The organism is Neptunomonas japonica JAMM 1380, assembly GCF_016592555.1.
In the GTDB taxonomy this organism is placed as follows: domain Bacteria; phylum Pseudomonadota; class Gammaproteobacteria; order Pseudomonadales; family Balneatricaceae; genus Neptunomonas; species Neptunomonas japonica_A.
On the sequence record NZ_AP014546.1, the window covers coordinates 3,639,435 to 3,662,832 of the forward strand.

The 23,398-nt window shown below is 44.5% G+C and carries 25 protein-coding genes; 10 read left to right on the forward strand and 15 right to left on the reverse strand.

The features are described 5' to 3' along the window. Positions 1-58: 58 nt before the first annotated feature. The 3 genes from NEJAP_RS17120 to NEJAP_RS17130 are packed head-to-tail and all read right to left on the reverse strand — an operon-like array spanning position 59 to position 2,738. Positions 59-988 carry an alpha/beta hydrolase gene (locus NEJAP_RS17120; protein WP_201348356.1) on the reverse strand — a complete coding sequence of 310 codons (930 nt, stop codon included), beginning with the start codon at positions 986-988 and terminating at the stop codon, positions 59-61. Between the two features lie 9 nt (positions 989-997). Continuing rightward, the gene (gene mutM, locus NEJAP_RS17125) at positions 998-1,810 is read right to left on the reverse strand and encodes a bifunctional DNA-formamidopyrimidine glycosylase/DNA-(apurinic or apyrimidinic site) lyase (RefSeq protein ID WP_201348357.1); all 813 of its coding nucleotides are present in this window, start codon (positions 1,808-1,810) and stop codon (positions 998-1,000) included. Positions 1,811-1,853: 43 nt separating this feature from the next. Further along, entirely contained in the window at positions 1,854-2,738 is an 885-nt protein-coding gene (locus NEJAP_RS17130) for a DMT family transporter (RefSeq protein ID WP_201348358.1), read from the reverse strand. A gap of 150 nt (positions 2,739-2,888) precedes the next feature. Between NEJAP_RS17130 and NEJAP_RS17135 the strand changes: the two genes are divergently transcribed. Beyond that, complete coding sequence (locus tag NEJAP_RS17135; RefSeq protein WP_201348359.1) at positions 2,889-4,322, forward strand: PLP-dependent aminotransferase family protein; 1,434 nt, start codon at positions 2,889-2,891, stop codon at positions 4,320-4,322. A gap of 25 nt (positions 4,323-4,347) precedes the next feature. On the opposite strand, the gene rpmG is transcribed toward NEJAP_RS17135, so the two are convergent. Further along, complete coding sequence (gene rpmG / locus NEJAP_RS17140) at positions 4,348-4,518, reverse strand: 50S ribosomal protein L33 (RefSeq protein ID WP_028470634.1); 171 nt, start codon at positions 4,516-4,518, stop codon at positions 4,348-4,350. A gap of 11 nt (positions 4,519-4,529) precedes the next feature. Further along, on the reverse strand, positions 4,530-4,766 hold the full coding sequence (gene rpmB, locus NEJAP_RS17145; RefSeq protein WP_028470633.1) for a 50S ribosomal protein L28: 237 nt from the start codon (positions 4,764-4,766) through the stop codon (positions 4,530-4,532). 395 nt (positions 4,767-5,161) lie between these two features. Between rpmB and NEJAP_RS17150 the strand changes: the two genes are divergently transcribed. After that, complete coding sequence (locus NEJAP_RS17150) at positions 5,162-5,710, forward strand: hemerythrin domain-containing protein (protein ID WP_201348360.1); 549 nt, start codon at positions 5,162-5,164, stop codon at positions 5,708-5,710. A gap of 2 nt (positions 5,711-5,712) precedes the next feature. Here the strand turns inward: NEJAP_RS17150 and radC are convergent, their stop codons facing one another. After that, the gene (gene radC / locus NEJAP_RS17155; protein WP_201348361.1) at positions 5,713-6,387 is read right to left on the reverse strand and encodes a RadC family protein; all 675 of its coding nucleotides are present in this window, start codon (positions 6,385-6,387) and stop codon (positions 5,713-5,715) included. A 114-nt stretch (positions 6,388-6,501) separates the two neighbouring features. On the opposite strand from radC, the gene coaBC reads away from it, so the two are divergent. From coaBC to slmA, 5 genes are read left to right on the forward strand one after another with little or no spacing between them, the layout of a single operon-like run. Then, positions 6,502-7,707 (forward strand): bifunctional phosphopantothenoylcysteine decarboxylase/phosphopantothenate--cysteine ligase CoaBC, encoded by a 1,206-nt coding sequence (gene coaBC / locus NEJAP_RS17160; RefSeq protein ID WP_201348362.1) that lies wholly within the window; start codon positions 6,502-6,504, stop codon positions 7,705-7,707. Further along, on the forward strand, positions 7,704-8,159 hold the full coding sequence (gene dut / locus NEJAP_RS17165; protein ID WP_201348363.1) for a dUTP diphosphatase: 456 nt from the start codon (positions 7,704-7,706) through the stop codon (positions 8,157-8,159). Before coaBC ends, dut begins: the two co-directional genes overlap by 4 nt. A 19-nt stretch (positions 8,160-8,178) precedes the next feature. Further along, entirely contained in the window at positions 8,179-9,567 is a 1,389-nt protein-coding gene (locus tag NEJAP_RS17170; RefSeq protein WP_201348364.1) for a phosphomannomutase/phosphoglucomutase, read from the forward strand. Between the two features lie 25 nt (positions 9,568-9,592). Further along, the gene (gene argB / locus NEJAP_RS17175) at positions 9,593-10,495 is read left to right on the forward strand and encodes an acetylglutamate kinase (protein WP_201348365.1); all 903 of its coding nucleotides are present in this window, start codon (positions 9,593-9,595) and stop codon (positions 10,493-10,495) included. A 10-nt stretch (positions 10,496-10,505) separates the two neighbouring features. After that, the gene (gene slmA, locus NEJAP_RS17180; RefSeq protein WP_201348366.1) at positions 10,506-11,102 is read left to right on the forward strand and encodes a nucleoid occlusion factor SlmA; all 597 of its coding nucleotides are present in this window, start codon (positions 10,506-10,508) and stop codon (positions 11,100-11,102) included. 50 nt (positions 11,103-11,152) lie between these two features. Here the strand turns inward: slmA and NEJAP_RS17185 are convergent, their stop codons facing one another. Genes NEJAP_RS17185 through gpmI form a run of 4 tightly spaced genes read right to left on the reverse strand, consistent with a single transcriptional unit; the run spans position 11,153 to position 16,058 of the window. Beyond that, positions 11,153-12,007, reverse strand: a complete 855-nt coding sequence (locus tag NEJAP_RS17185; RefSeq protein ID WP_201348367.1) for a divergent polysaccharide deacetylase family protein — start codon at positions 12,005-12,007, stop codon at positions 11,153-11,155. Continuing rightward, positions 12,007-13,308, reverse strand: coding sequence for a S41 family peptidase (locus NEJAP_RS17190; protein WP_201348368.1), 1,302 nt, complete (start codon positions 13,306-13,308; stop codon positions 12,007-12,009). Before NEJAP_RS17190 ends, NEJAP_RS17185 begins: the two co-directional genes overlap by 1 nt. A gap of 34 nt (positions 13,309-13,342) precedes the next feature. Then, on the reverse strand, positions 13,343-14,491 hold the full coding sequence (locus tag NEJAP_RS17195; protein ID WP_201348369.1) for a murein hydrolase activator EnvC family protein: 1,149 nt from the start codon (positions 14,489-14,491) through the stop codon (positions 13,343-13,345). Between the two features lie 16 nt (positions 14,492-14,507). Beyond that, positions 14,508-16,058, reverse strand: a complete 1,551-nt coding sequence (gene gpmI, locus NEJAP_RS17200; protein ID WP_201348370.1) for a 2,3-bisphosphoglycerate-independent phosphoglycerate mutase — start codon at positions 16,056-16,058, stop codon at positions 14,508-14,510. A gap of 178 nt (positions 16,059-16,236) precedes the next feature. On the opposite strand from gpmI, the gene NEJAP_RS17205 reads away from it, so the two are divergent. Genes NEJAP_RS17205 through secB form a run of 3 tightly spaced genes read left to right on the forward strand, consistent with a single transcriptional unit; the run spans position 16,237 to position 17,402 of the window. Continuing rightward, positions 16,237-16,656, forward strand: a complete 420-nt coding sequence (locus NEJAP_RS17205; RefSeq protein WP_201348371.1) for a rhodanese-like domain-containing protein — start codon at positions 16,237-16,239, stop codon at positions 16,654-16,656. Between the two features lie 5 nt (positions 16,657-16,661). Next, the gene (grxC, locus tag NEJAP_RS17210; protein ID WP_201348372.1) at positions 16,662-16,916 is read left to right on the forward strand and encodes a glutaredoxin 3; all 255 of its coding nucleotides are present in this window, start codon (positions 16,662-16,664) and stop codon (positions 16,914-16,916) included. Positions 16,917-16,925: 9 nt separating this feature from the next. After that, positions 16,926-17,402, forward strand: coding sequence for a protein-export chaperone SecB (gene secB, locus NEJAP_RS17215; protein WP_201348373.1), 477 nt, complete (start codon positions 16,926-16,928; stop codon positions 17,400-17,402). Between the two features lie 50 nt (positions 17,403-17,452). Here the strand turns inward: secB and NEJAP_RS17220 are convergent, their stop codons facing one another. The 5 genes from NEJAP_RS17220 to glnA all read right to left on the reverse strand — a co-directional run bounded on the left by NEJAP_RS17220 (position 17,453) and on the right by glnA (position 23,093). Then, positions 17,453-18,340 carry a M14 family zinc carboxypeptidase gene (locus NEJAP_RS17220; protein WP_236590981.1) on the reverse strand — a complete coding sequence of 296 codons (888 nt, stop codon included), beginning with the start codon at positions 18,338-18,340 and terminating at the stop codon, positions 17,453-17,455. Positions 18,341-18,415: 75 nt separating this feature from the next. Further along, complete coding sequence (trmL, locus tag NEJAP_RS17225; protein WP_201348374.1) at positions 18,416-18,880, reverse strand: tRNA (uridine(34)/cytosine(34)/5-carboxymethylaminomethyluridine(34)-2'-O)-methyltransferase TrmL; 465 nt, start codon at positions 18,878-18,880, stop codon at positions 18,416-18,418. Between the two features lie 53 nt (positions 18,881-18,933). After that, a complete protein-coding gene (glnG, locus tag NEJAP_RS17230; protein ID WP_236590982.1) occupies positions 18,934-20,358 on the reverse strand; it encodes a nitrogen regulation protein NR(I) in 1,425 nt (474 codons plus the stop codon). Then, the gene (gene glnL, locus NEJAP_RS17235; protein ID WP_201348375.1) at positions 20,342-21,424 is read right to left on the reverse strand and encodes a nitrogen regulation protein NR(II); all 1,083 of its coding nucleotides are present in this window, start codon (positions 21,422-21,424) and stop codon (positions 20,342-20,344) included. Before glnL ends, glnG begins: the two co-directional genes overlap by 17 nt. A gap of 262 nt (positions 21,425-21,686) precedes the next feature. Beyond that, a complete protein-coding gene (gene glnA / locus NEJAP_RS17240) occupies positions 21,687-23,093 on the reverse strand; it encodes a glutamate--ammonia ligase (protein WP_201348376.1) in 1,407 nt (468 codons plus the stop codon). Positions 23,094-23,398 lie beyond the last annotated feature (305 nt).

Here is a 23,398-nt window from a genome sequence, read left to right on the forward strand (position 1 = left end):
TTATCGCTTCGCATCTGTGGAGCCCTTGTTACATCAAGGTGAAGTTTTTATGACAGGCCTACTTTAATCCCTGCGTAGGCAAAGCACTTAACCACCCAGTAACACTAGTAATCAACAGCTCTGGGTTATACCAAGGCATCATATGCCCACCAGGAACCTCGATTAACTCAAAAGGGTGAGCCAAGGTTTCGACTAAGCGCTTTGAGTACCTCAATGACATAACCTCATCATCTGAGCCGTGTAAAATAGCGGCATGAAAATCAAAAGCTTCTGACTTCACTCTGGAGCGCCACGAGTACAAACTGGACAACGTACTTAACGGGTAATCAAATATCATAAGGTGGTCATGATTAAACTCTTTTGCTGCAGGATGCCCTGCAAGCAACTGTTCATAATCCACCATCGATTTCAACGGTAACTTCATACTAGGAAACAGCTGCGCCATTCCCCATGTCCATTGCCACCCGATTTGATGAAAAGTGTCTGGGGGAATTTCGGGAATCAGTAAGGTCCCACACATAACACCCTTTATCCGATTATCCTTCTCTGCGGCAGCAACAGCCAAAAGTGACCCAATCGAATAACCAAATACATAAACAGGTCCAGAGTAGCGCTCTTCAAGCCCATCAATCAACTCACTGACCGACTCTACAACACTCTCAACTGTATAATGCCCTCTTTTACCACCCGAATAACCATGCCCTGGATAATCCAAACCAACAGCATGAAAACCGCTTTCTGCAAAGCGCCCAAGGATATCAGCATACAACTCGCAATAGGTGCCAATACCAGGCAACAATATCAGGATGGGCGCATCTTTATTACCTGCTTCATAAAGCTCACAGTGCACCGGAAGCTCGCCTATTTGAAGGTTTTCGCGCTTATCCAAAAAATGATGGATATCCAACTTATCTCTTAAACGCCCTCGGTGATCTTCAACTACGCAGCCCTTGCGATTTTCGTTGATGTGTAATTCGGCTATCGACATTTTATATTCCTACCGCTGACAATAATTGCAGAACACCGTACTACGCTGCCCTAAACGCACTTCTTTCAAGGTGCGACTACAAGTGGAACAAGGCTCACCACCTCTCCCATAAACATTCAAAGACTGCTGAAAATATCCAGGCTGACCATCACTATCGACAAAATCTTTAAGAGTTGTGCCGCCTTGAAAAATCGCTGCAGTCAGCACACTTTTGATTCTCTTCACGAGCACCGATAAGCGCTTCTCAGAGATTTGACCCGCAGATTTCCGGGGATCAATACCTGCGTGGAACAGTGCTTCATTGGCATAAATATTCCCTACACCAACAACCACTTTGCTATTCATGATGAATTGCTTAATAGTAACAGATCGCCCCTTACATTGCTGATGCAAATATCGCCCATTAAATTGATCCGATAGGGGCTCAGGCCCCAAAGAGGCAATACGCTCATGTACTTGCCCTTTGGGTTGCCATAAAATGGCACCGAAACGACGTGGGTCCGTGTAACGCAGCAAGATCCCGTCGCTAAATTGGATATCGACATGGTCATGCTTCAAGGCAGATCGCTCATCAGAGATAATCCGCAAACTGCCCGACATCCCCAAATGAATAACAACCGCACCACGCTCGGTCTCTAAAAGAATATACTTACCGCGTCGCACCACACTCTTTATAGATAAGCCTTCAAGCTTACGTAACTCAAGTTCAGGAACTCTCCAGCGCAATTGCGGTTGCCTCACAACCACACCAGCAATTTCTTGATTCAGTATATGCGGCTCGATTCCGCTTCTGGTCGTTTCAACTTCAGGCAATTCTGGCACAAGAACTCATTCCATTCATACTATGAAGCACGGTCGCTTATAGCTACTTCTGAGGGGCTTTCAATACAAGATACACACCAAACACAGTAATACATATCCCTATTAGTGCTAACACCCCTAATGCTTCATCAAATAGCAACCACGCTTCGATAACAGTGACCGGTGGCACCAAGTAGAAGTAACTGGCAACTCTGGCCGACTCCCCCTCGCGAATCATATACATCAACAGCAAAACGGCGGATACAGACAAACCAAACACTAACCAGCCAAGCGCCATCACTAGGTCAAATGACCAAACTACTTCACGCGTTTCTATACTGAACGCCAACAGCCCCATCCATACAGCAGTGGCTAGGTATTGAAAAAAGGAGCCCGCCATTAAGTCAACACCAGCACCAAAACGTTTCTGATACAGCGTGCCTATCGATATCCCTAGCAGCGCGACGATAGAGGCAGCCATCGCTTCAGGCCTCAGTGACCAATCACCTAAATCTTTGCCGCCAGTTAGCACCAGCGACACGCCTACCAGCCCTAACACTAAGCCCCATACTTGCAAACCTGCCAATGATTGTCTAAACCAGATCCGCCCAATAAGCGCGGTAAGCAAAGGCTGTAAGCCAACCACAATAGCAACTATGCCAGCAGGCATATCCCATTTTATGGCTGCAAAAACGCCTCCCAGATAAGCGGCATGCACCAGCGAGCCAGAAACCATCTGATGAAAACCCTGCCTACCGGTAGGAATTTTTGATTTGAAAATAGCCATCAATACCATGAATACCGCCAGCGTAAACAGCATTCGTATAAACAGCATATTAAAAGGTTCTATGTAAGGCAGCCCATATTTAGCCCCGATAAACCCAGTACTCCATAGCAGCACAAAGATAAATGGGATAAAAGGAATAAGCTTGGTACGCAACGCAACCATATAGGCGCCCCTATGGTGAAATATAAGTAACATTTAAAGAGATAGAGTACGAATAAAGCACTGATTAAAAAAGAGACAGCACAGCAATAAAAAATAGGGTACAGTTAATAAAATAGCAGAAAATAACGACAAATAACTAAGACTGTACCCATGAAAGTTTATGAAAAAGTTATTAAACACATCGAGCACCAGCTACGCTCAGGTGCACTTCAGGCATATGATTTCCTACCCTCTGTCAGAAGCCTGTCACAAACACTAAATGTCAGTAAAAACAGTGTCATCCGAGCCTATATCGCACTTGAGCAAAGCGGAGTAATCCTTGCTCACCCAAGAAAAGGGTTTTCCATAAAAGCTGATACCGAATACGATCAACCGCAACCACCCTCACCTCAAAAAGTGATTCGCGGCGCAACCTCACTGGATATTATTGGGTCTGCTCAACGTCAAGCTGATGTAGTTTTTGGTAGTGCTAACCCAGATACTCGTATCAAAGGGCGCAAAGAGTTTTATAAGCAATTAAACAAACTAGTTCGCCTAGAAATAAAGTCTCCTGCCATCTATAGCCACTACCAAGCACCACCAGGCAACCTAGAGCTGAGACAACAAATTGCAAAAAAAACACATAGCGGCCATGCCGAGCTTGACCCTGAAGAGATCATCATTACTAACGGCGCACAAGAAGCCATTTCACTTGCACTTAGAAGCACCACACAATCCGGCGACATTATCGCGGTAGAATCGCCCTGCTTCTATGGTACATTACAATGCATAGAAGCCTTGGGCTTACAGATAATTGAAATACCGTCCCATGCGCCAGATGGCATCGACTTAGAACAGCTCTCTAATATATTAGAGCGTTGGGAAATAAAAACGATTCTACTCAACCCCCACGCCAATAACCCTCTGGGGTTTAACATGCCAGATACAATGAAGTCATCATTAATGGCCATAGCGCAAGCGTATGATTTAGTTATTATCGAGGATGATGTATTTGGCAAGCTGGTGCATACCTCACAGCGACGCAGAACACTAAAATCAATGGATACCGAGGGGCGTGTTATTTTATGCAGCGCTCTGTCCAAAATACTCGATCCAGACATCCGTATTGGTTGGGTCAGCCCCGGACGATATTTTGATCAAGTTAACTATTTGAAATATGTCACCACACTCGCCACATCAGGTCTAATGCAACACGCTTCTGCTTTGTGGATGGAGTCGGCTAATTTCGACCGTCATATCAAGCAGCTTCAAAACAACTACAGACAACGAAAAATACTATTTATCGAAGCACTAAAAACATGCCTTCCTGTAGAAGCACATATAAATAATCCAGATAGCGGCTACCTATGCTGGATAACCCTTCCTCTCAATATTGACGGCGACCACTTGTTCGAGCGGATGAAAAGCGAAGGCGTTAGCATTACCCCGGGAAGTTTGTTCGGTACAGCACGGCAATTTCAGCACTGCATACGCCTTAACTTCAGTACATTCGACAACACACCGCAACAAATATTAGCACTGGCAAGGCTTGGCGAGATTATTTCTGAGGAGGTCAATTTTCAGGCACAAAAAAGCCCGACATAGCCGGGCCTTTTGAGAAACTATCATCTTATTTGATTTTAGCTTCTTTATACATAACGTGCTGGCGAACTACAGGATCAAATTTTTTGATCTCGAATTTCTCTGGCATGTTACGTTTGTTTTTATCAGTTGTGTAGAAATGACCTGTGCCTGCAGAAGAAACCAGACGGATCTTTTCACGATTACCTTTAGCTGCCATCGTCTAGCTCCTTATACCTTTTCGCCACGTGCACGAACTTCAACAAGTACTGCATCAATGCCTTTTTTATCGATAATACGCATGCCTTTAGCAGTTACACGTAAACGAACGAATTTATTCTCAGTTTCTACCCAAAAACGGTGCCAATGCAGGTTTGGAAGAAAACGACGACGCGTTTTGCGCTGTGAGTGAGAAACATTATTTCCTGTTACTGGGCGCTTGCCAGTAACCATACAAACTTTAGCCATAATCAAAGCCTCAAATTACATTGTTAACTTCTATTTCGGATGTCTATTGGTCGCTTCACAGATACTGTGTATATAAGCAAACCTCAGGCGGAGCGTTCAATAACCGAACTGAATCCCGTACCAAGCACGAATAGAAGGGGGCGAATTATATAGATAAGAAACATCAAATACCATTAAGATTTTCAAAAAGGGCTAGATTCCCGCTAAAAACAAGCGAAAAGCGCCTTCTGAAAAACGAACCGAACATAAAACGATACATTAATAAAAAATAATAGAAGGTTTTCGTGTAACTTTGATATTCGTCATATATACGTATAACAAACCCTCTTAGTATTAGAGAATACAGAATTCCAACCTTGGAATCCGTAGCCATTCACTGCAAACAGGATAATCCAATGGATAATAATATTAAGGTAACTGGTAATGATGATCCATTGATGGATTTTTCAAACTGTCACGTGGGCATCATTAAAAATTTTGAGCAGCTTCGAGGCTTAGCCACAACAAATATTAGCGAACCGATATCTCCTGACATCAAGCAGACAGCCGCTAAGTTATATAGCTTCTTTCATGAAGTGGTACTCAAACATCATAAAGAAGAAGAAGATGAGTTATTCAATGTCGTACTTGATTGCGCCAGACGTGGTGAAGAGACTCTTAAATCAAAAACAATGATTAAGCAGCTAACGAATGAACATCGCATGCTTGAACTGCAATGGAAACTAATTGAACCTGATATCAAGCAGCTAGCTAAAGGTAAATTTGTCATATTTGACCAAGCAATGGCATTAAGACTCGCTAACTCATACCTTGACCATGCTCAATTCGAAGAAAGGGAGTTCCTCCCCCTCTCTGCTGAAATATTAGGCGATAAAGGCCTTTCCTCTCTTGGCCTATCCATTCATATGCGCCATACACAAGTGGGTGTTGCCAGCTATATGTAAGCCTAGAGCAACCCTTGCTCTGCAAAAGATATGACATCTGGGTCACCCACGATCATGTGATCCAGTACTCGTATATCCACCAGCTGTAATGCATCCACTAAGCGTTTTGTAATCTGCTTATCTGCCACGGAAGGTTCCGCAACGCCGGACGGGTGATTATGTGACAAAATAACGGCAGCTGCATTTAAAGACAGCGCCCTTTTCACTACTTCTCTCGGGTATACCGATGCTGCATCAATAGTGCCATAAAACATCGGCTCAAAGCGGATAACTCTGTGCTTATTATCCAGAAAAAGACAGGCAAACACCTCTTGTTGATGATGCCTCATCTGCACTACTAGGTAATCCCTGACAGCTTGTGGGCTTTCCATTAACTCACCTCTTTGTAGTGAAGCCATCAAATGTCGGCGGCTCATTTCTAAAACCGCTTGCAGTTGAGCATATTTGGCAGGCCCTAAGCCCGGCGCTTCACAAAACTCTTCTTGTGAACTTTCCAAAAGTGGACGCAAACCATCAAATCTATTTAATAGGTCGCGTGCTAAATCAACTGCGCTCGCCCCTTTGATACCCGTTCGAAGAAAAATAGCCAATAATTCTGCATCAGATAAAGTCGATGCACCCTGTGCCAAAAGCTTTTCCCTAGGCCGCTCTAACTCAGGCCAGTCTGTAATCGCCATACACATTCCTTGTGCTAGTTACGTATAATCCCATAGAAGGTCTACGCAAAGATTTCCTGAAGTGGTATCTTACACCCCTTTACCACAACTGCGTAATTCCGGGTTGCTCAAGGTATGTATAGACTTACTAACAAACAAATAATTTTAGGTATCACAGGCGGAATCGCTGCCTATAAAAGCGCTGAACTCACGCGTTTATTGAAAACAGCAGGAGCGGATGTGCGGATCGTAATGACCCCGGCTGCAACCTCTTTCATCACACCGTTAACGCTACAGGCACTATCAGGGCATCCGGTTCACCTTGAACTACTCGACCCTGAAGCTGAAGCTGGAATGGGCCATATAGAACTAGCAAAATGGGCCGATTTAATTGTCATCGCCCCAGCTAGTGCCGACTTTATGGCACGCCTAGCAAATGGCATGGGTAACGACCTACTCAGCACTTTATGCCTCGCTACAGCAGTCCCTATTTGCTTAGCTCCTGCGATGAACCAGGCGATGTGGCGCTCTAGCGCAACACAAAAAAATGCAGATACGCTGCAGCAACAGCACGTTCAATTATGGGGGCCGGGTGTTGGCGAACAAGCCTGCGGTGATACAGGCCCAGGGCGTATGATCGAACCCACTGAAATTATAGAAAGAGTCGCTAAGCAATTTGATAATGGCGCTTTGTCGGGTCTCAACATACATATTACAGCAGGGCCAACGCGTGAGCCTCTCGACCCTGTTCGTTATATCTCCAACCATAGTTCTGGCAAAATGGGTTATGCCTTGGCTGAGGCGGCTATTGATGCAGGCGCTAATGTTAAACTAATTAGCGGGCCCGTTAACTTACCCGCACCGGCTCATGTAGAACGCGTATCCATCACTACTGCTGAAGATATGCTAGAAGCTTCATTAGAAGGTATTAGCAACTGCAACATCTTTATTGCGTGCGCTGCCGTAGCTGATTATCGCCCTACTTCTATCGCTGAACATAAGATCAAAAAAGGCAACGAGGAGATCATGGAACTCCATCTGGTCAAAAATCCAGATATTGTTGCAACGATAGCAGCAAGAGTAGACAAACCTTTCACTATTGGTTTTGCGGCAGAAACACGCGATGTCTTGTCTTACGCTCAAGGAAAGCTAGAACGTAAAAATCTAGATATGATCATTGCTAATGACGTTTCACAAGCAGGCATAGGCTTTAATAGCGACGAAAACGCTGTCACATTAGTGACTCGTGATACGCACATTGAAATTCCTCAAACCAGCAAGCGCCAGCTGGCAACACTATTGATTGAACAGATCTCCCAACTTTATAAGACATCAAAATGAAAAAAATACAGGTTAAAATTCTGGATGACAGAATTGGTCAGGCATTCCCGCTACCAAACTATGCAACACCAGGTTCAGCAGGCTTAGACCTGCGCGCTTGTCTTGACCAATCCCTTACGTTAGAGCCAGGCGAAACGGAGCTAATCCCAACAGGTATGGCGATTCATATTGAAGACCCATCGCTATGCGCTATGATTTTGCCTCGCTCAGGGCTAGGCCACAAACACGGCATCGTATTGGGGAATTTGGTGGGGTTAATCGATTCCGACTATCAAGGACAACTCTTTGTTTCTTGCTGGAACCGAGGTAACACCCGCTTTACGATGGAACCAGGTGAACGCATTGCTCAGTTAGTGTTGGTTCCTGTAGTACAGGCCGACTTTGAAGTTGTCGATAATTTTACTGACACTGAACGCGGCGCAGGCGGATTTGGTTCGTCTGGACGCTCTTAATTCTTGCAAGGATGAAAGCATGACTTATACATTGGAACAGCTCGACCAGGAAATTTTTCGTGCTTATGATATTCGCGGTATTGTAGATGAAGCACTAACAGACCCTGTCGTTTATCATTTAGGGCGAGCGTTTGCAGCCCAAGCACAACACCAGCAAATTAAAACGGTCGTGGTCGGTGCTGATGGGCGTTTGTCTTGTCCTCGTTTAAAAGCGGTCTTGATTGAAGGCCTATTAGAAGGTGGGGTCGATGTTACCGATGCAGGTTACATTCCAACACCTCTACTGTATTTCGCCGCACACCATACCGACAGCCAAACTGGCATTATGATTACCGGAAGCCATAACCCAAGCAATTATAATGGTTTTAAAATGATGCTTGGCGGCAACACTCTTGCCGGCGAAGAGATTCAAGCCCTTAAGCACCGAATCTTGCAGAGAGAATACACGCAAGGTGAAGGCCAGCTAAACAGCATCGACATTCGTCCGCAGTACCGTAAACGCGTGACCGAAGACGTTAGTATCAAGCGTAAATTAAAAGTGGTTATCGACTGTGGAAATGGTATTCCGGGTGAGATGGCCCCCATTTTAATGGAGCAACTCGGGTGCGAAGTCATTCCTTTGTATTGTGAGGTCGACGGCAATTTCCCTAATCACCATCCAGACCCTAGCAAACCAGCCAACCTTATTGATTGTATTGCTGCCGTTAAAGAGCATAACGCAGATCTTGGCCTTGCTTTTGATGGTGATGGTGACCGTGTAGGCGTCATCACATCTAGCGGCGCGATGATTTATCCAGACAGAGTCATGATGTTATTTGCAGAAGACATCCTGCAGCGCAACCCTGGATCTGAAATAATCTACGATGTGAAATGCTCTCGTTTATTAGGCGACGTTATACGCAAAGCCGGTGGCCAAGCCACCATGTGGAAAACTGGACACTCGTTGATCAAACGTAAAATGAAATCATCCGGCGCCCTGCTAGCTGGCGAGATGAGCGGTCATATTTTCTTTAAAGAACGCTGGTTCGGATTTGATGATGGTTTATACAGCGCTGCACGCTTGCTAGAAATTTTATCAACGCGCACAGAAACATTGGATGAAATTTTCAATAAGTACCCTGAAGATGTGAGCACGCCTGAACTGAATATCGATGTACGTGATGATAATAAATTCGATATCGTCGAAAAGCTACAAGCACTCGAGTACCCAGATGGCGATGCTAGCCGCATTGATGGAATTCGTGTTGATTACCCTGATGGGTGGGGACTAGTAAGAGCCTCTAATACAACACCTGTGTTAGTGCTGCGTTTTGAAGCAGCTAATGAAACAGCTCTTAATCGTATCAGGGATCAATTCCAGGAACGATTATTAACCGTTGATTCAAGCCTTATCATTCCCAACGAATAAGTATTATTTTGGAGCAGATATCTACATGCCTTTAAATCGTCAACAGGCCATGCAAACGGCTGAAGTTCTCAGTGAAGCCGTTCCTTATATTCAGCGCTTTGTGGGTAAAACCATTGTCATCAAATATGGCGGAAACGCCATGACTGACGAGAAGCTAAAAAACAGCTTTGCTCGTGATATCGTTATGATGAAACTTATTGGCTTAAACCCCATTGTTGTTCATGGAGGTGGCCCACAAATTGGCGACCTGCTTGAAAAACTCAACATTGAGTCTCACTTTATTAATGGTATGCGTGTCACCGACTCTAAAACCATGGATGTTGTAGAAATGGTGTTAGGCGGCATGGTCAATAAAGAAATTGTTGGCTTAATCAATAGCAATGGCGGTAAAGCGATTGGCTTAACGGGTAAAGACGGGCACCTACTAGGTGCTAGAAAACTCAGAGTCAAACATAAAACACCTGAGATGGAAGCACCTGAGATCATCGATATCGGCCATGTTGGCGAAGTTGAACATATCAATACTGCTGTTCTTGATATGCTAGCAGACTCTGACTTTATCCCTGTTATCGCTCCTATCGGTGTAGGCTCGGACGGCTCTTCTTACAATATCAATGCGGACCTAGTGGCAGGGAAAGTAGCGGAAGTACTTAAAGCTGAAAAACTAATTCTCTTAACTAATATTGCAGGCTTACTCGACAAAGATGGCGCAGTTCTAACAGGCTTATCCACACAACAGGTAGATGCACTCATTGAAGATGGCACTATCTATGGCGGCATGCTTCCAAAAATTGATTGTGCACTAGGCGCAGTGAAAAGTGGCGTCACCAGTGCACATATCATTGATGGTCGTGTAGAGCACTCTTGTCTGCTGGAAATATTCACCGATGAAGGTGTCGGCACGCTCATTTCCAACAACACTCTGTAGTAGGTTTTACATGAGCGAAAATACGAAAGTTTCCAGAAGCGAGCAAATTTTACAAGCACTCGCAAGAATGCTGGAATCTAATCATGGCCAGCGTATTACTACGGCAGCGCTAGCAAAGGAAGTCGGCGTTTCAGAAGCGGCGCTGTACCGTCACTTCCCTAGTAAGGCACGCATGTTCGAGGGGTTAATTGGCTTTATTGAAGAAACTATCTTCTCTAGAGCTAATATCATTACTTCGTCAGAGAGTCCGGCGATCCGCCAGTGCGAGCAAATTTTAACCTTAGTATTAGCTTTTATTGAACGTAACCCAGGAATGGCTCGCATCCTCACAGGAGATGCTCTTGCTGGCGAAACTGACAGGCTTCGCCATCGTGTCAATCAGTTTTTTGAACGGCTGGAGACACAATTAAAGCAAGTGATGCGCGAGGCTGAATTTAAAGAAGGACTTCGCACGGAGGCTACAGCAGGCGTTACTGCAAATCTAATGATTGCCGTGCTTGAAGGCCGTATTCGTCAATTTGTCAGAAGTGAGTTCCAACGCAAACCAACCGAGCACTGGAGTGACCAGTGGCAAAGACTTGCTGTAGGTCTTTTCCGCCCAGGCTAACCATTAGTGACAACATATTAACCAGATAAACCGACCGTTTACCTGGTTAATCACTCGTTACACCCATAGGCTTGTGACGATGTACACTTCGCTGATGGTGGGCGTGCTACTTCATAAGATTTCTTATTTATTTTTGTTAACAATTCGGCCTGTTGCTTTTGCATGATTAACGCGGGTGCTGACACTAATTGCACACCAGCCTCATCTAATGCAGGAATCGCCTTTTCCAAAAAAGTAGTCGTAATAGGGTAAGGGTGACCAATCACAATAGCAGAGCCATGCTTTCTCGCAATTTTCACAGCCTGAATAAACTGCTGACTTAAAAAAGCCTCGGTTTGCACGTGATCGAGAAAGATATCTCTACTCAGTGCCGGAATCCCTTCTTTTCGAGCAACGCTCCACGCCACACTGCCACGTGTTGTACGGCTATCGAGAAAGAAAAGATTGCGTGATTTTGCAACTTCCATCACCCACTTCATCGGAACCCGCTGACGTGTCAGTAAGCTTCCCATATGGTTATTCAAGCCCGCTGCATAAGGAACCGCATCCAAATCATCATTCAAAATTTCTTTAAAACGCGTTTCAGATAAGTCAGGTGTTAGCCCTCCTGGGCCTAACTTTAAATTTTGATCATTAGCCATAGGGACATGCAACATGACATCTTTGCCCAGCTCATGGGCAGCAATAGCAAGCAACCGCCCATGAGCGGAGTATGGTAACACGGCATAAGTAACGGGCCCCGGCAGTGCAAGCGCTGCGCGGCCTTGAGCCAAATTATTACCGACATCATCAATCACAATAACAATGCGCGGCTGTATAACGGCATCCAAGTTATTACCCGCCTGACAGCTAACACTAACCGTCAGGCAGATACCACAAACAGCCTCGAGCCAGCGAACAGTCATTAAGGCGCTGTCACTTTTCCAACAATCGTTAGCGCTTTAAGCAGGTTAAGCGCTTCATACAGTTGATAATCTCTTTGTGACAAGCCCTTCTGCGCCTCAGCTAGCTCATTATCTTTTAACTGTTCAGCTTGTCCATTAAACAGGTGACCCGACAAGTCTTTCTCTTTTGGAAAATTTCTACCTTGAACTTTTTTCAGCTCAGCTTCTTCAACCACAACATCTGGCTGTATACCTTGCGCTTGAATTGAACGACCACTTGGCGTGAAATATCGCGCCGTTGTAAGCTTCAAGGCACGACGTTGCGTCAAAGGTAAAATAGTTTGCACAGAACCTTTTCCAAAACTGCCCGTTCCCATAATCACAGCACGCTTATGATCTTGAAGTGCACCAGCAACAATTTCTGAAGCAGACGCAGAGCCTCCATTAATCAACACAACCATGGGTACAGTTGCCGACACAACATCTTCTGTTGCCATAAATTCAGTATCAGCATTGGCTAGGCGACCTTGCGTATAAACAATCATGCCTTTATCTATAAATGCGTCGACAACTTCAACTGCCGCTTGCAAAACCCCGCCCGGGTTATTTCTCAAATCGAGTACAATGCCTTGTAAAGATGAAGCGTTTTTTTCCTGAATTTCATATAGTGTTTTTTTAAGATCACTTCCCGTATTTCCTTGGAACTGTGTAATTCGCAAATACGCATACTGCTCACCCAGCATCTTATGCTTAATGCTCGTCACCTTGATCACATCACGCACAACTTTAATGCTTAACGGCTTATCCTCCCCCTCACGCAGGACAGTCAGTACGATCTCAGTACCAGGCTTGCCCCGCATTCGGCTAATAGCACCGTCTAGCCCCATGCTTTTAACTGGTTCGTCATCAATTCGTGTAATCAAATCACCCGCTTTAATACCTGCTTTAACAGCTGGCGTATCATCAATGGGGGCAATCACGCGAATAAAACCATCTTCAAGACTAATCTCAATCCCAACACCACCAAATTCGCCACTGGTATGCTCGCGTAACTCATCAAAAGCTTCAGGCTCTAAATAGGATGAATGCGGGTCTAAACCCGAAATCATTCCACGAATAGCATCTTCCAATACTTTGGCATCATCTACTGGTTCAACGTATGAGTTCTTTATGCGATCAAACACTTCGCTAAAACGCCTCAACTCTTCTAAAGGTAGCGCTTTAGATACCTCAGAATTAGGAGGCACAACGGTTTGAGACAGCGCCGTTGCACTAAGCCCTAAACTAAACAATACGCTAACCAGCTTTAACGATAGTTTCACTGCTGCCACCTTTTCATAAAAACATTTATCATCCTTAATGACGGACAAACCAACGTTTGGGGTTAATTGCTTTTCCTTTATGTCGGATCGCAAAATATAGACCGGGTTCACTATTTCCACCACTACTGCCTAATGTCGCTATAGGCTCACCTTGAGACACCCAATCCCCTGTCTCTTTGAGTAAGCTATCATTCTGCCCATAGAGGCTCATATATCCTCCTCCATGATCAACAATAGTTAATAAACCGTAGCCTCTTAACCAGTCAGAAAATACTACTCTACCATGATGTACTGCAGCTACAGGCCCACCAGTGGTTCCTGAAAGTAATACACCATCGTAACTTAGGTTATTCTGAACACTACCATAAGCACGTAGAATCTTTCCTTTTACTGGCCACTTCAATTTACCTTTAAGACTGGCAAATTTTTTATTATTTTGCGTAAGGTTTGCTGAAGAGATCGACTTCTCGATATCTATTAGAAGCTTTTCCAAGCGCTTTTTGTCACGCCGTAGCTGCTTTAGTTTAGCCTGAGAACTCACAACCCGCTTACCTAAAGCGCTCAGTGATTGCTTACGCTTTTCACGCAAGCTTGTGAGTGACGTCAATGAGCCTTTCAAACGATCACGGTTGTTTATAATAGCTTGCTGTGTTGTATCAATGGACAGGTGTGTTGATTTAAGGTCATTTAACAACGCTTGATATTGTGCCATCTCTTTAACTTGAGCAGAGCTAAAGCGATCATAGTAGTGCGTCATACGCGATATTTGTTCAGGATCTCGCTGGTTCAAGAACATAAAAAGACGAGGCTGAGAACCCAATCGATATTGTTGTCGAATAATCTGCTCTAAACGCTCTTGGCTCTTCTCAAGACGAGCTTCTAACCCAACTTTATCGGCTTGATACCCAGATAAATCTACTTTCAAGGTGCTCAGCTTCTTATCAAGCTGATGGATTTTTTTGCCTAATACACTAATCTCTTGCTCTGTTGTTGCCAATACACGCTCAGCAACACCTTGTTTTTTCCGGTCCCTTTTTAATTGAGATTGAACCTTATTTATATTTTTTTTAAGAGCACTCAACTGTGATTTTGTAGCTTGTCGATCCGCTGCTACGGCATGAGAATTTTTATCCCCCCCCAGAAACAGCGCTAAACAGAAAAAAAGATATAAAAAAGGCCGCATAGACGGCCTTATTAATTTACTGGGTTTTAGCAAGGCTATGCCCCGTCATTTCAGCAGGCTTTGGCAAGCCCATTAAATCCAGGATGGTAGGGGCTAAATCACATAAGGCACCATCTTCTAGCGATAACGCCTGCTTATTAGGGCCGTCATAAATCAATGCAACCGGAAAGTTTGTGTGTGCGGTATGTGGTTGCCCTGACGCGGGGTCCAACATCATCTCAACATTACCATGATCGGCCGTGACCAAGGTTTCCCCTCCCACTTCAGCCATCGCAGCCAAGACACGTGTTAAGCAGCTATCAACAACCTCTACGGCTTTAACTGCCGCATCGAAAATGCCGGTATGCCCTACCATATCGCCATTAGGGTAGTTACAAACGATCAGATCATATTTGCCACTTTTGATTGCATCCACCAGCTTATCGGTTAATTCCGGCGCACTCATTTCAGGCTGTAAATCATAGGTAGCCACTTGAGGGGATGAGACCAAAATACGCTCTTCTCCTGGATAAACCGCTTCCTGTCCACCATTAAAGAAGAAAGTCACATGCGCATACTTCTCTGTTTCTGAGATCCGCAATTGCGTTTTCCCTTGTGCTGAAATGTACTCGCCCAAATCATTAACTATTGTTGCAGGTAAGTAAGCACAAGCAGCGGGAATAGTGGCGGCATATTCGGTCATCATGACGTAATCGGCTAAAGCCGGAGCAGAGGTTCGATTAAACCCTGAAAAATCCTCGCTCTCTACAAACGCACGGGTTATTTCTCTCGACCTGTCCGGACGAAAGTTAGCACAGATAACGGCGTCACCATCACCAATGACACCCATGGCAACACCATCTTGGTGAATAACAGTCGCCTGCACAAACTCATCATTTTCATCACGTTCATAAGCAGCATCTAAAGCTTCGACAGAGGAGCTAGCAACACAAGGCGATTGCCCCAGTGTCATTGCATCATATGCCTGCTGCACACGATCCCAACGATTATCGCGGTCCATAGCATAATATCGGCCAACAATAGTGGCGATACCGCCAACGCCTAAATCAGCAAACAAAGCCTGGGCTTTTTCAAGTGAAGGTTTAGCCGAGCGCGGTGGCGTATCTCGTCCATCCAAAACAGCATGCAGATAAACCTTCTGCGCACCTCGCTGAGCAGCCATCCTTATCAGCGCAAATATATGCTCTTCATGACTATGCACGCCACCTGGCGATAGCAGCCCTAAAATATGCACCGCTTTTTGCTGATGTATCGCTTTATCCATCGCACTTGTCAGCACATTATTTTCAAAAAAATCACCGTCATCTATCGCTTTAGATATACGGGTAAAGTTCTGATAAACAGTGCGGCCCGCACCAATATTCATATGGCCAACTTCAGAATTCCCCATCTGCCCATCAGGCAAGCCTACTGCCAAACCTGAAGTCGCTATGCGAGAGTTTGGGTTATTCGCCAGTAACTGATCCCACATAGGGGTATTTGCCACTTCAATGGCAGAAGAAGGAGTCGACTCAATGCCAAAGCCATCTAGGATAATTAGTGCTTTGGGGATACGCATATTACTCATATGAATTCAGGCCAATATCGTCTAAGGAAGGTCACGTATTTTACTTTGATTCACAGCAATTGGCTAACAACGCCTTGCAATTCATCTTGCCCTCTTATATGAGAAGCTTTGTCAATGTATAATCTTCGCTCGAAATGAGGTGCCGGCTTCGCGGCGTAATGACGGTTTAGGAAACATAATGGAACAATTGATTGAATTCGCCACTAACAACTTTATGCTGATAGCGGCTTGGCTAGTAACACTTTTGATGATTATGTGGTCTGAAGGCCAAAAAGCTGGCAAGTCTGTTTCACCAGCCGTAGCTACCCAGCTGATGAACAAACAAGATGCTGTGCTGATTGATATTCGCACTAAGAAAGAGTGGGATACAGGCCACATTACAGGCTCAAAGCACGTCCCTCTTGCTGACTTTGCCCGTCGCTTACAGGAAGTAGAAAAATTCAAAACGCGTCCTGTTATTGTTGTCTGTAATATGGGACAAACAGCAGGCGCTGCTAGCAAGCAACTGAAAGCAGCTGGTTTTGATAACGTATTACGCCTACAAGGCGGAATTACTGAATGGAAAGGCCAAAATCTGCCTATCGTAAAAAAGGCCTGAGCTAGATGATCACAGTTTATAGTTCTGACTGGTGCCCTTTTTGCACAAACGCAAAAAGGCTGCTGGACCATAAAGGTGTGAAGTACACCGAGATCAACGTCGATAATCAACCCAATAAACGGGCACAAATGACAGAATTAAGCGGCCGCACTAGCGTACCGCAAATTTTCATTGGTCACACACATGTTGGCGGCTGCGATGAGCTTTACGCATTAGAACGACAAGGGCAGCTAGATACTCTAATTTCAACACAGGATTAAGGATTAAAAATGTCAGAGAATGATCAGGTTGCTGAGCAGCCAAAAGGACCACAGTTTTCTATTCAGCGTGTATATGTAAAGGACGCTTCTTTAGAAACACCTAACAGCCCGCAAATCTTCACTAAAAAGTGGCAGCCAGAGATCAACCTGGAAATGAACACTAAAACCACACCTCTTAGCGAAGAACATTTTGAAGTTGTTCTAACGCTAACAGTGACAGTTAAAAACGAAGAAGATACTGCGTTTTTAGTAGAAGTTCAGCAAGGTGGAATTTTTCAAGTCTCTGGCATGAACGAGCAAGAAATTAGCCATACGTTAGGCGCATTTTGCCCTAACTTACTCTTCCCGTATGCTCGCGAAACGATTGATACGCTTGTAACTAAAGCCAGCTTCCCTCCACTGATGCTAGCGCCCGTTAATTTTGATGCGCTTTATGCTCAGCAAATGCAACAAAAGGCAGCACCTGCTACTGCAGAACAACACTGATCTATCAGTGTATTACAAGCTCAACCTAGTTGAGCTTGTAATAACTCGCCCTATTCAGATAATACCACTTCTTTTTTCACTGCAGATTTATCGACCCAATCCACTAGGTCAGTCCACATACGCCCTATATCATTGCGCGATGGCATAATACCCGCATGGGGCAACTCTATTGTCATAACAGGAATTTTTTTTACAAACCAAGCATAGTTACCCAAAGATCCTGGATAGGTGCCTAATTGGCGCAAGTAAAGAGGTCCTAATTTTTTGGGTGGCTTTAAACTGCTACCATCAAAATCTAAAATTCCGTGAGGGGCATGCACTGATACAATAACATCCGGACGATATTCCTCTATCAACTGATGAACAACTTGGGATTCCGGCTCACTAAGGGGCGCCTTCCCTGGGTAGTAACGAGATCTTTCACGTGCTTTTTTCTTCCAATGCGCCAATGGCTCCGGAAAACCTGATGCTGGAATAAAATTACGATTCAAATCTACTTTATTAAAATTGACGCGTGAAGAGCGCGATCGCAACAAGCCATCAGGGTTAGCCAATGGAAGAAAATGCCAATCATAAGCACCGCTATGATGCTTATGTAGTGTATTCAACCACTTGAAGGTCACACTAACACTGGAGTATTCATCGCCATGAATACCGCCAATAAAGAGAACCTTAGGTGCATCACTACGCATCGCAGGAAAATGCTTTTCCAGAATAGCCAAGCCTCCAACTGAATAAAATCGAGGCTCATCAAACGCTAATTTATTACACTCACGCACAGACACGCTAGAAAGTTTACGGCCAATTTTCCCGCACAATAACTGCACATCCGTTTTAATATCTTTATGTGTATTGGGTTGTACGCTGGTTGTCGCAAACGATAGTGCAGGTAACACACATAAAAAATTCGCGAGAAACAAAAAACGATTTTTGATCAAGGGAAAAGTTCACCGATAGTAATAGAGATGACAGTATAAAAGAGTGTAGCTCACTATAAAAAATGATTCCTCACTTCAAATAGCACTTTTATAACCGTGCTGGCGCCATGCTTCATAAACCACAATGGCGCACGCATTGGAAAGATTCAAGCTTCGACTGCCATCACACATCGGCAATTTAACACACTGCTCAACCGGCAAGCTATCTCTTACATCTTCCGGTAGGCCACGGGTTTCAGGGCCAAATAAAAGCACATCTCCCTCAGAAAAACTGACTTCACTGTGGAAGCTTTGCCCTTTAGTTGTCAGTGCCCACACTTTAGGAGAGCCCAGTTCGTTCAAGCACTCTTGGAGAGAGTCATGGACACGCATCGCTGCAAACTCATGATAATCAAGCCCAGCTCGCCGTAGTTTTTTATCATCAAGCTCAAAACCTAAAGGCTTAATTAGGTGCAAGTGGAACCCTGTATTAGCACATAGACGGATAATATTGCCCGTATTAGGCGGTATTTCAGGCTCAAAAAGAACAACATGCAGCATAATGCTTCTCGTTAAAATAGATCAGTTAACATTATACCGTCATACACTCAAAATCACTCCTCTTCTGTACTTTCAACAACTAGTTTGAGGTCTTTAATTTTCCGTGTCAGCGTATTACGCCCCCAACCTAACAATACTGCTGCGTCTCGCCTCCTCCCAGCGGTATGTTTTAATGCTGTTTCAATCATTATTTTTTCAAATGCAGGCATTGCTGCATCAATAACCCCTTGCTTGCCGGCACTCAATTGCTGATCAACCCAATTACGTAAAGCGTGCTCCCAATTAGAGGTAATCACTTCAGCAGCCCCTTGCTGCTCGGCCAATTCAGGAGGCATGTCGGAAACCAATACTTCTCGTCCAGACGCCATAACCGTCAGCCAGCGACAGGTGTTTTCTAGTTGCCGAACATTACCAGGCCACGCCAAATCACACATAAACGCCTCGGTTTCAGGCTTTAAAACCTTTGCCTCAACGTTGAGCTCTTCTGCTGAACGCACCAGAAAGTGTCTAGCCAAGCGCGGTATATCTTCTTTGCGCTCAAACAGTTGCGGAATATGAATACGAATGACATTTAGACGATGAAATAAATCTTCACGAAACCGCCCTTCTTGGACCAAGCCCTCAAGGTCCTGATGGGTTGCAGCAATAATACGCACATCAACTTTAACAGCGGTATGCCCACCTACTCGATAAAACTCACCATCAGCCAGCACTCGCAGCAAACGGGTCTGAGTCTCGGCCGGCATGTCTCCAATTTCATCTAGAAATAATGTGCCACCATCAGCTTGTTCAAACCGTCCATGACGAGCCGCCGCCGCTCCTGTAAAAGCGCCTTTTTCATGACCAAAAAGCTCCGACTCTATCAAATCTTTTGGGATCGCTGCCATATTAAGCGCTATAAAAGATGAAGAGGATCTCGGGCTATGCTTATGCAAAGCATGAGCGACCAGCTCTTTGCCTGTTCCCGACTTTCCGTTTATCAAGACCGTTATATTCGATTGAGATAAACGTCCAATAGCCCTGAACACCTCCTGCATAGCAGGTGCCTCGCCAATAATCTCAGCAGTGTCTAGCGCAACAGGTTCAGCACTTTCTTGTCTTTGCTCAAACGCATGCTCAACAGCTCTTGTTACTAAAGCAACCGCATCATCAACGTCAAAGGGCTTAGGCAAGTACTCAAACGCACCACCTTGATAAGAGGCGACAGCGCTATCCAAATCAGAGTGTGCGGTCATAATGATGATAGGCATCTGCGGATGTATTTTTTGTATGCGCTCAAGTAGCTGTAAACCATCGATACCTGGCATACGAATATCACTAATGACAGCATCAGGAGTGCTCTTTTCAAGCTGCTTCAATACGTCATCCGCTTTTTCAAATACTTGTGTCTCAATACCAACCTGACTTAATGCTCTTTCGAGCACCCAGCGGATGGAACGGTCATCATCTACTATCCATACTTTACCGGGCATTTTCATTACTTAACTCCAAGGGAATATTGAGTGAAAAACGTGTACACCCGGGCTCACTGCTACACTCAATTAGCCCATGATGTTGATTAATGATGGATTGCGCTATAGACAACCCCAACCCCGAGCCATCTGCTCGACCGCTGATCATCGGATAGAAAACTGTATTAAGTATGTCTGTGGGTATCCCTGGACCATTATCAATAATATCAAGGCAGCACACTAATCTATGCCGCTCAGAACCCAACGTCACCTGACGCTTTGCTCGAGTTCGAAGAAAAATCTCTGGTGCTTCAACCTCATTTTCTTGTAATGCCTGCATCGCATTTCTTACAACATTCAATACCGCTTGAATAATTCTCTCTGAATCCCCCGTAAATTCAGGAATACTCGGGTCATAATCCCTTCTCAGGGCCAGCTTACCAGCGCATTCTGCATTCACTAATGCACAGACTCTCTCGAGCACTGCATGGATATTTACTTGCTCTTGCTTGGGAAGCTGATGTGAGCCCAATAATCGATCAACCAGATTCCTTAACCGGTCAACCTCTTCGATAATGATATGCGTATATTCATGTAACGCTTCATCTTCTAATTCTCTTTCGAGCAACTGTGCCGCCCCTCGAATACCCCCTAGAGGGTTCTTTATCTCATGCGCCATTCCTCTCACTAAATTCCGAGTAGCGGCATGGTGTGATAACAACTCCTCTTCGCGCTCGATTCGCAGCAGACGATCTCTTGCTTGGATCTCAATTAGCAACATAGGACTATGCTGCAATGGTAAAGGATTAACACTGTAATCAACTGTGAGCTCATGACCACTCATCGTAAGAAGTTTTGCTTCACGACGCGTGTATGGGTGGCCAGAGTGGATTGATTTCTTTAGTACTGCCAGCTCATCAGAATCATTAGTAAGCCACTGCTCAACACCGTAATTTCTCAAACGCTTGGCTGTCGCTTCCAGCAGCATTTCTGCAGCAGGGTTCATATAATCGATACACAGCTTCTCATCCAACAGAATCACACTGGTAGATAGGTTTTCTAAAGTTTGCTTATGTGTTTGTTTTCGAAACATCCGCGCGACCACCTAATACGTTGTTAAGCACAATGCAAAATAAGCGCCAACTTATAAAAATATTCTTTTATAACCAGAAAGCGCTAACAACACGCCTAAAGAGATACAAGCAAAGACTAGTTATGCGTATACCACTATAGCACCACTTCCAAACGCACCAATATAGTGCACCACTACTTTATTAGTGCGTTATTCTTACTCATTACAGTAAATACCAGGCAAAAAAAAACCTCCCGAAGGAGGTTTCTTTAAACAATCTCAATTAGCAAGAGTAGTACAAGTCATACTCTACAGGGTGAGTTGTCTGGTTTACTTTATCTACTTCTGCCTGCTTCACTTCAATGTATGCATCAAGCATATCATCAGTAAATACGTTGCCGCGTGTCAGGAATTCACGGTCAGCATCTAGCTCAGCCAATGCTTCAGCTAAAGAACCACAAACTTGTGGAATCTCTGCTGCTTCTTCTGGAGGAAGGTCATACAGATCTTTATCTGCAGCATCGCCAGGATGAATCTTGTTCTGAATACCGTCAAGACCAGCCATCATCAGTGCTGCGAAGCACAAGTATGGGTTAGCAATTGGATCAGGAAAACGAGTTTCGATACGACGTGCTTTAGCAGTAGTCACATAAGGAATACGGATAGAAGCCGAACGGTTACGAGCCGAATAAGCCAGCATTACAGGCGCTTCAAAATGAGGAACCAAGCGCTTATAAGAGTTCGTACCTGGATTAGTCAGTGCACAAAGCGCTTTAGCGTGCTTAATGATACCACCGATGTAGAACAAAGCGGTCTCACTCATACCTGCATAAGCGTCACCAGCAAAGATGTTTACACCATCTTTAGACAAAGACTGATGAACATGCATACCAGAACCGTTATCACCAACAATTGGCTTAGGCATGAAAGTCGCCGTTTTACCATACGCATGAGCAACATTATGTACGCAGTATTTTAAAACCTGGACTTCATCTGCTTTATTTACTAGCGTGTTAGCACCAACACCAATTTCACACTGACCAGCCGTCGCTACTTCATGGTGATGAACTTCAACATCCAATCCCATAGCCGTCATTGCATTACACATGTTTGCACGTAGGTCATGTAGAGAATCAACAGGAGGAACAGGGAAGTAACCACCCTTAACACGTGGACGGTGACCTGTATTACCACCTTCATACTTGTTGTTCGTAGACCATGCAGCTTCTTCAGAAGTAATAGTGTAACCACAACCACTCATTTCATTATGGAAATGAACTTCATCAAATACGAAGAACTCAGGCTCAGGGCCAAACATTGCTGTATCAGCGATACCGGTAGACTTTAGATACTCTTCAGCACGGCGAGCAACAGAACGAGGATCACGCTCATAACCCTGACCCGTTACCGGCTCAACGATATCACAACGGACAATAACAGTAGACTCTTCAGAAAACGGGTCCAAGATAGATGCACTATCATCTGGCTGAAGAATCATGTCAGATTCATTAATACCCTTCCAACCTTCGATAGAAGAACCGTCAAACATTTTCCCTTCTTCAAAGAAGTCATCACCCATCTGGTGAACAGGAATAGTAACGTGCTGCTCTTTACCTTTAGTGTCAGTGAATCGCATATCAACCCACTTAACATCATTTTCTTCGATTAACTTCAGAGTCTTCTCTGACATTTGGCTCTCTCCACATCAAAATTTTGTCAGACACGCTAAAAAACACGGTCCTGAAAAACATATCGGCCTAAGCCGGCTTAATATTTCAATAAGCAACTAGTGTGCCAGCACATATGTGCTTGATTTTATTACACCAGCCACCTTCAAACCCAATAAAACGCACCAAAATAACCCGAAAAACAAAACATCGCACCATAACAGTGCATAAACCGTGTTACATATACCGCTTTATATAGCCGCTAATATCATACTCCAACCTAAAACAAACTTCTTGTGGAAAAAAGACGTACAAACATAACTATTAA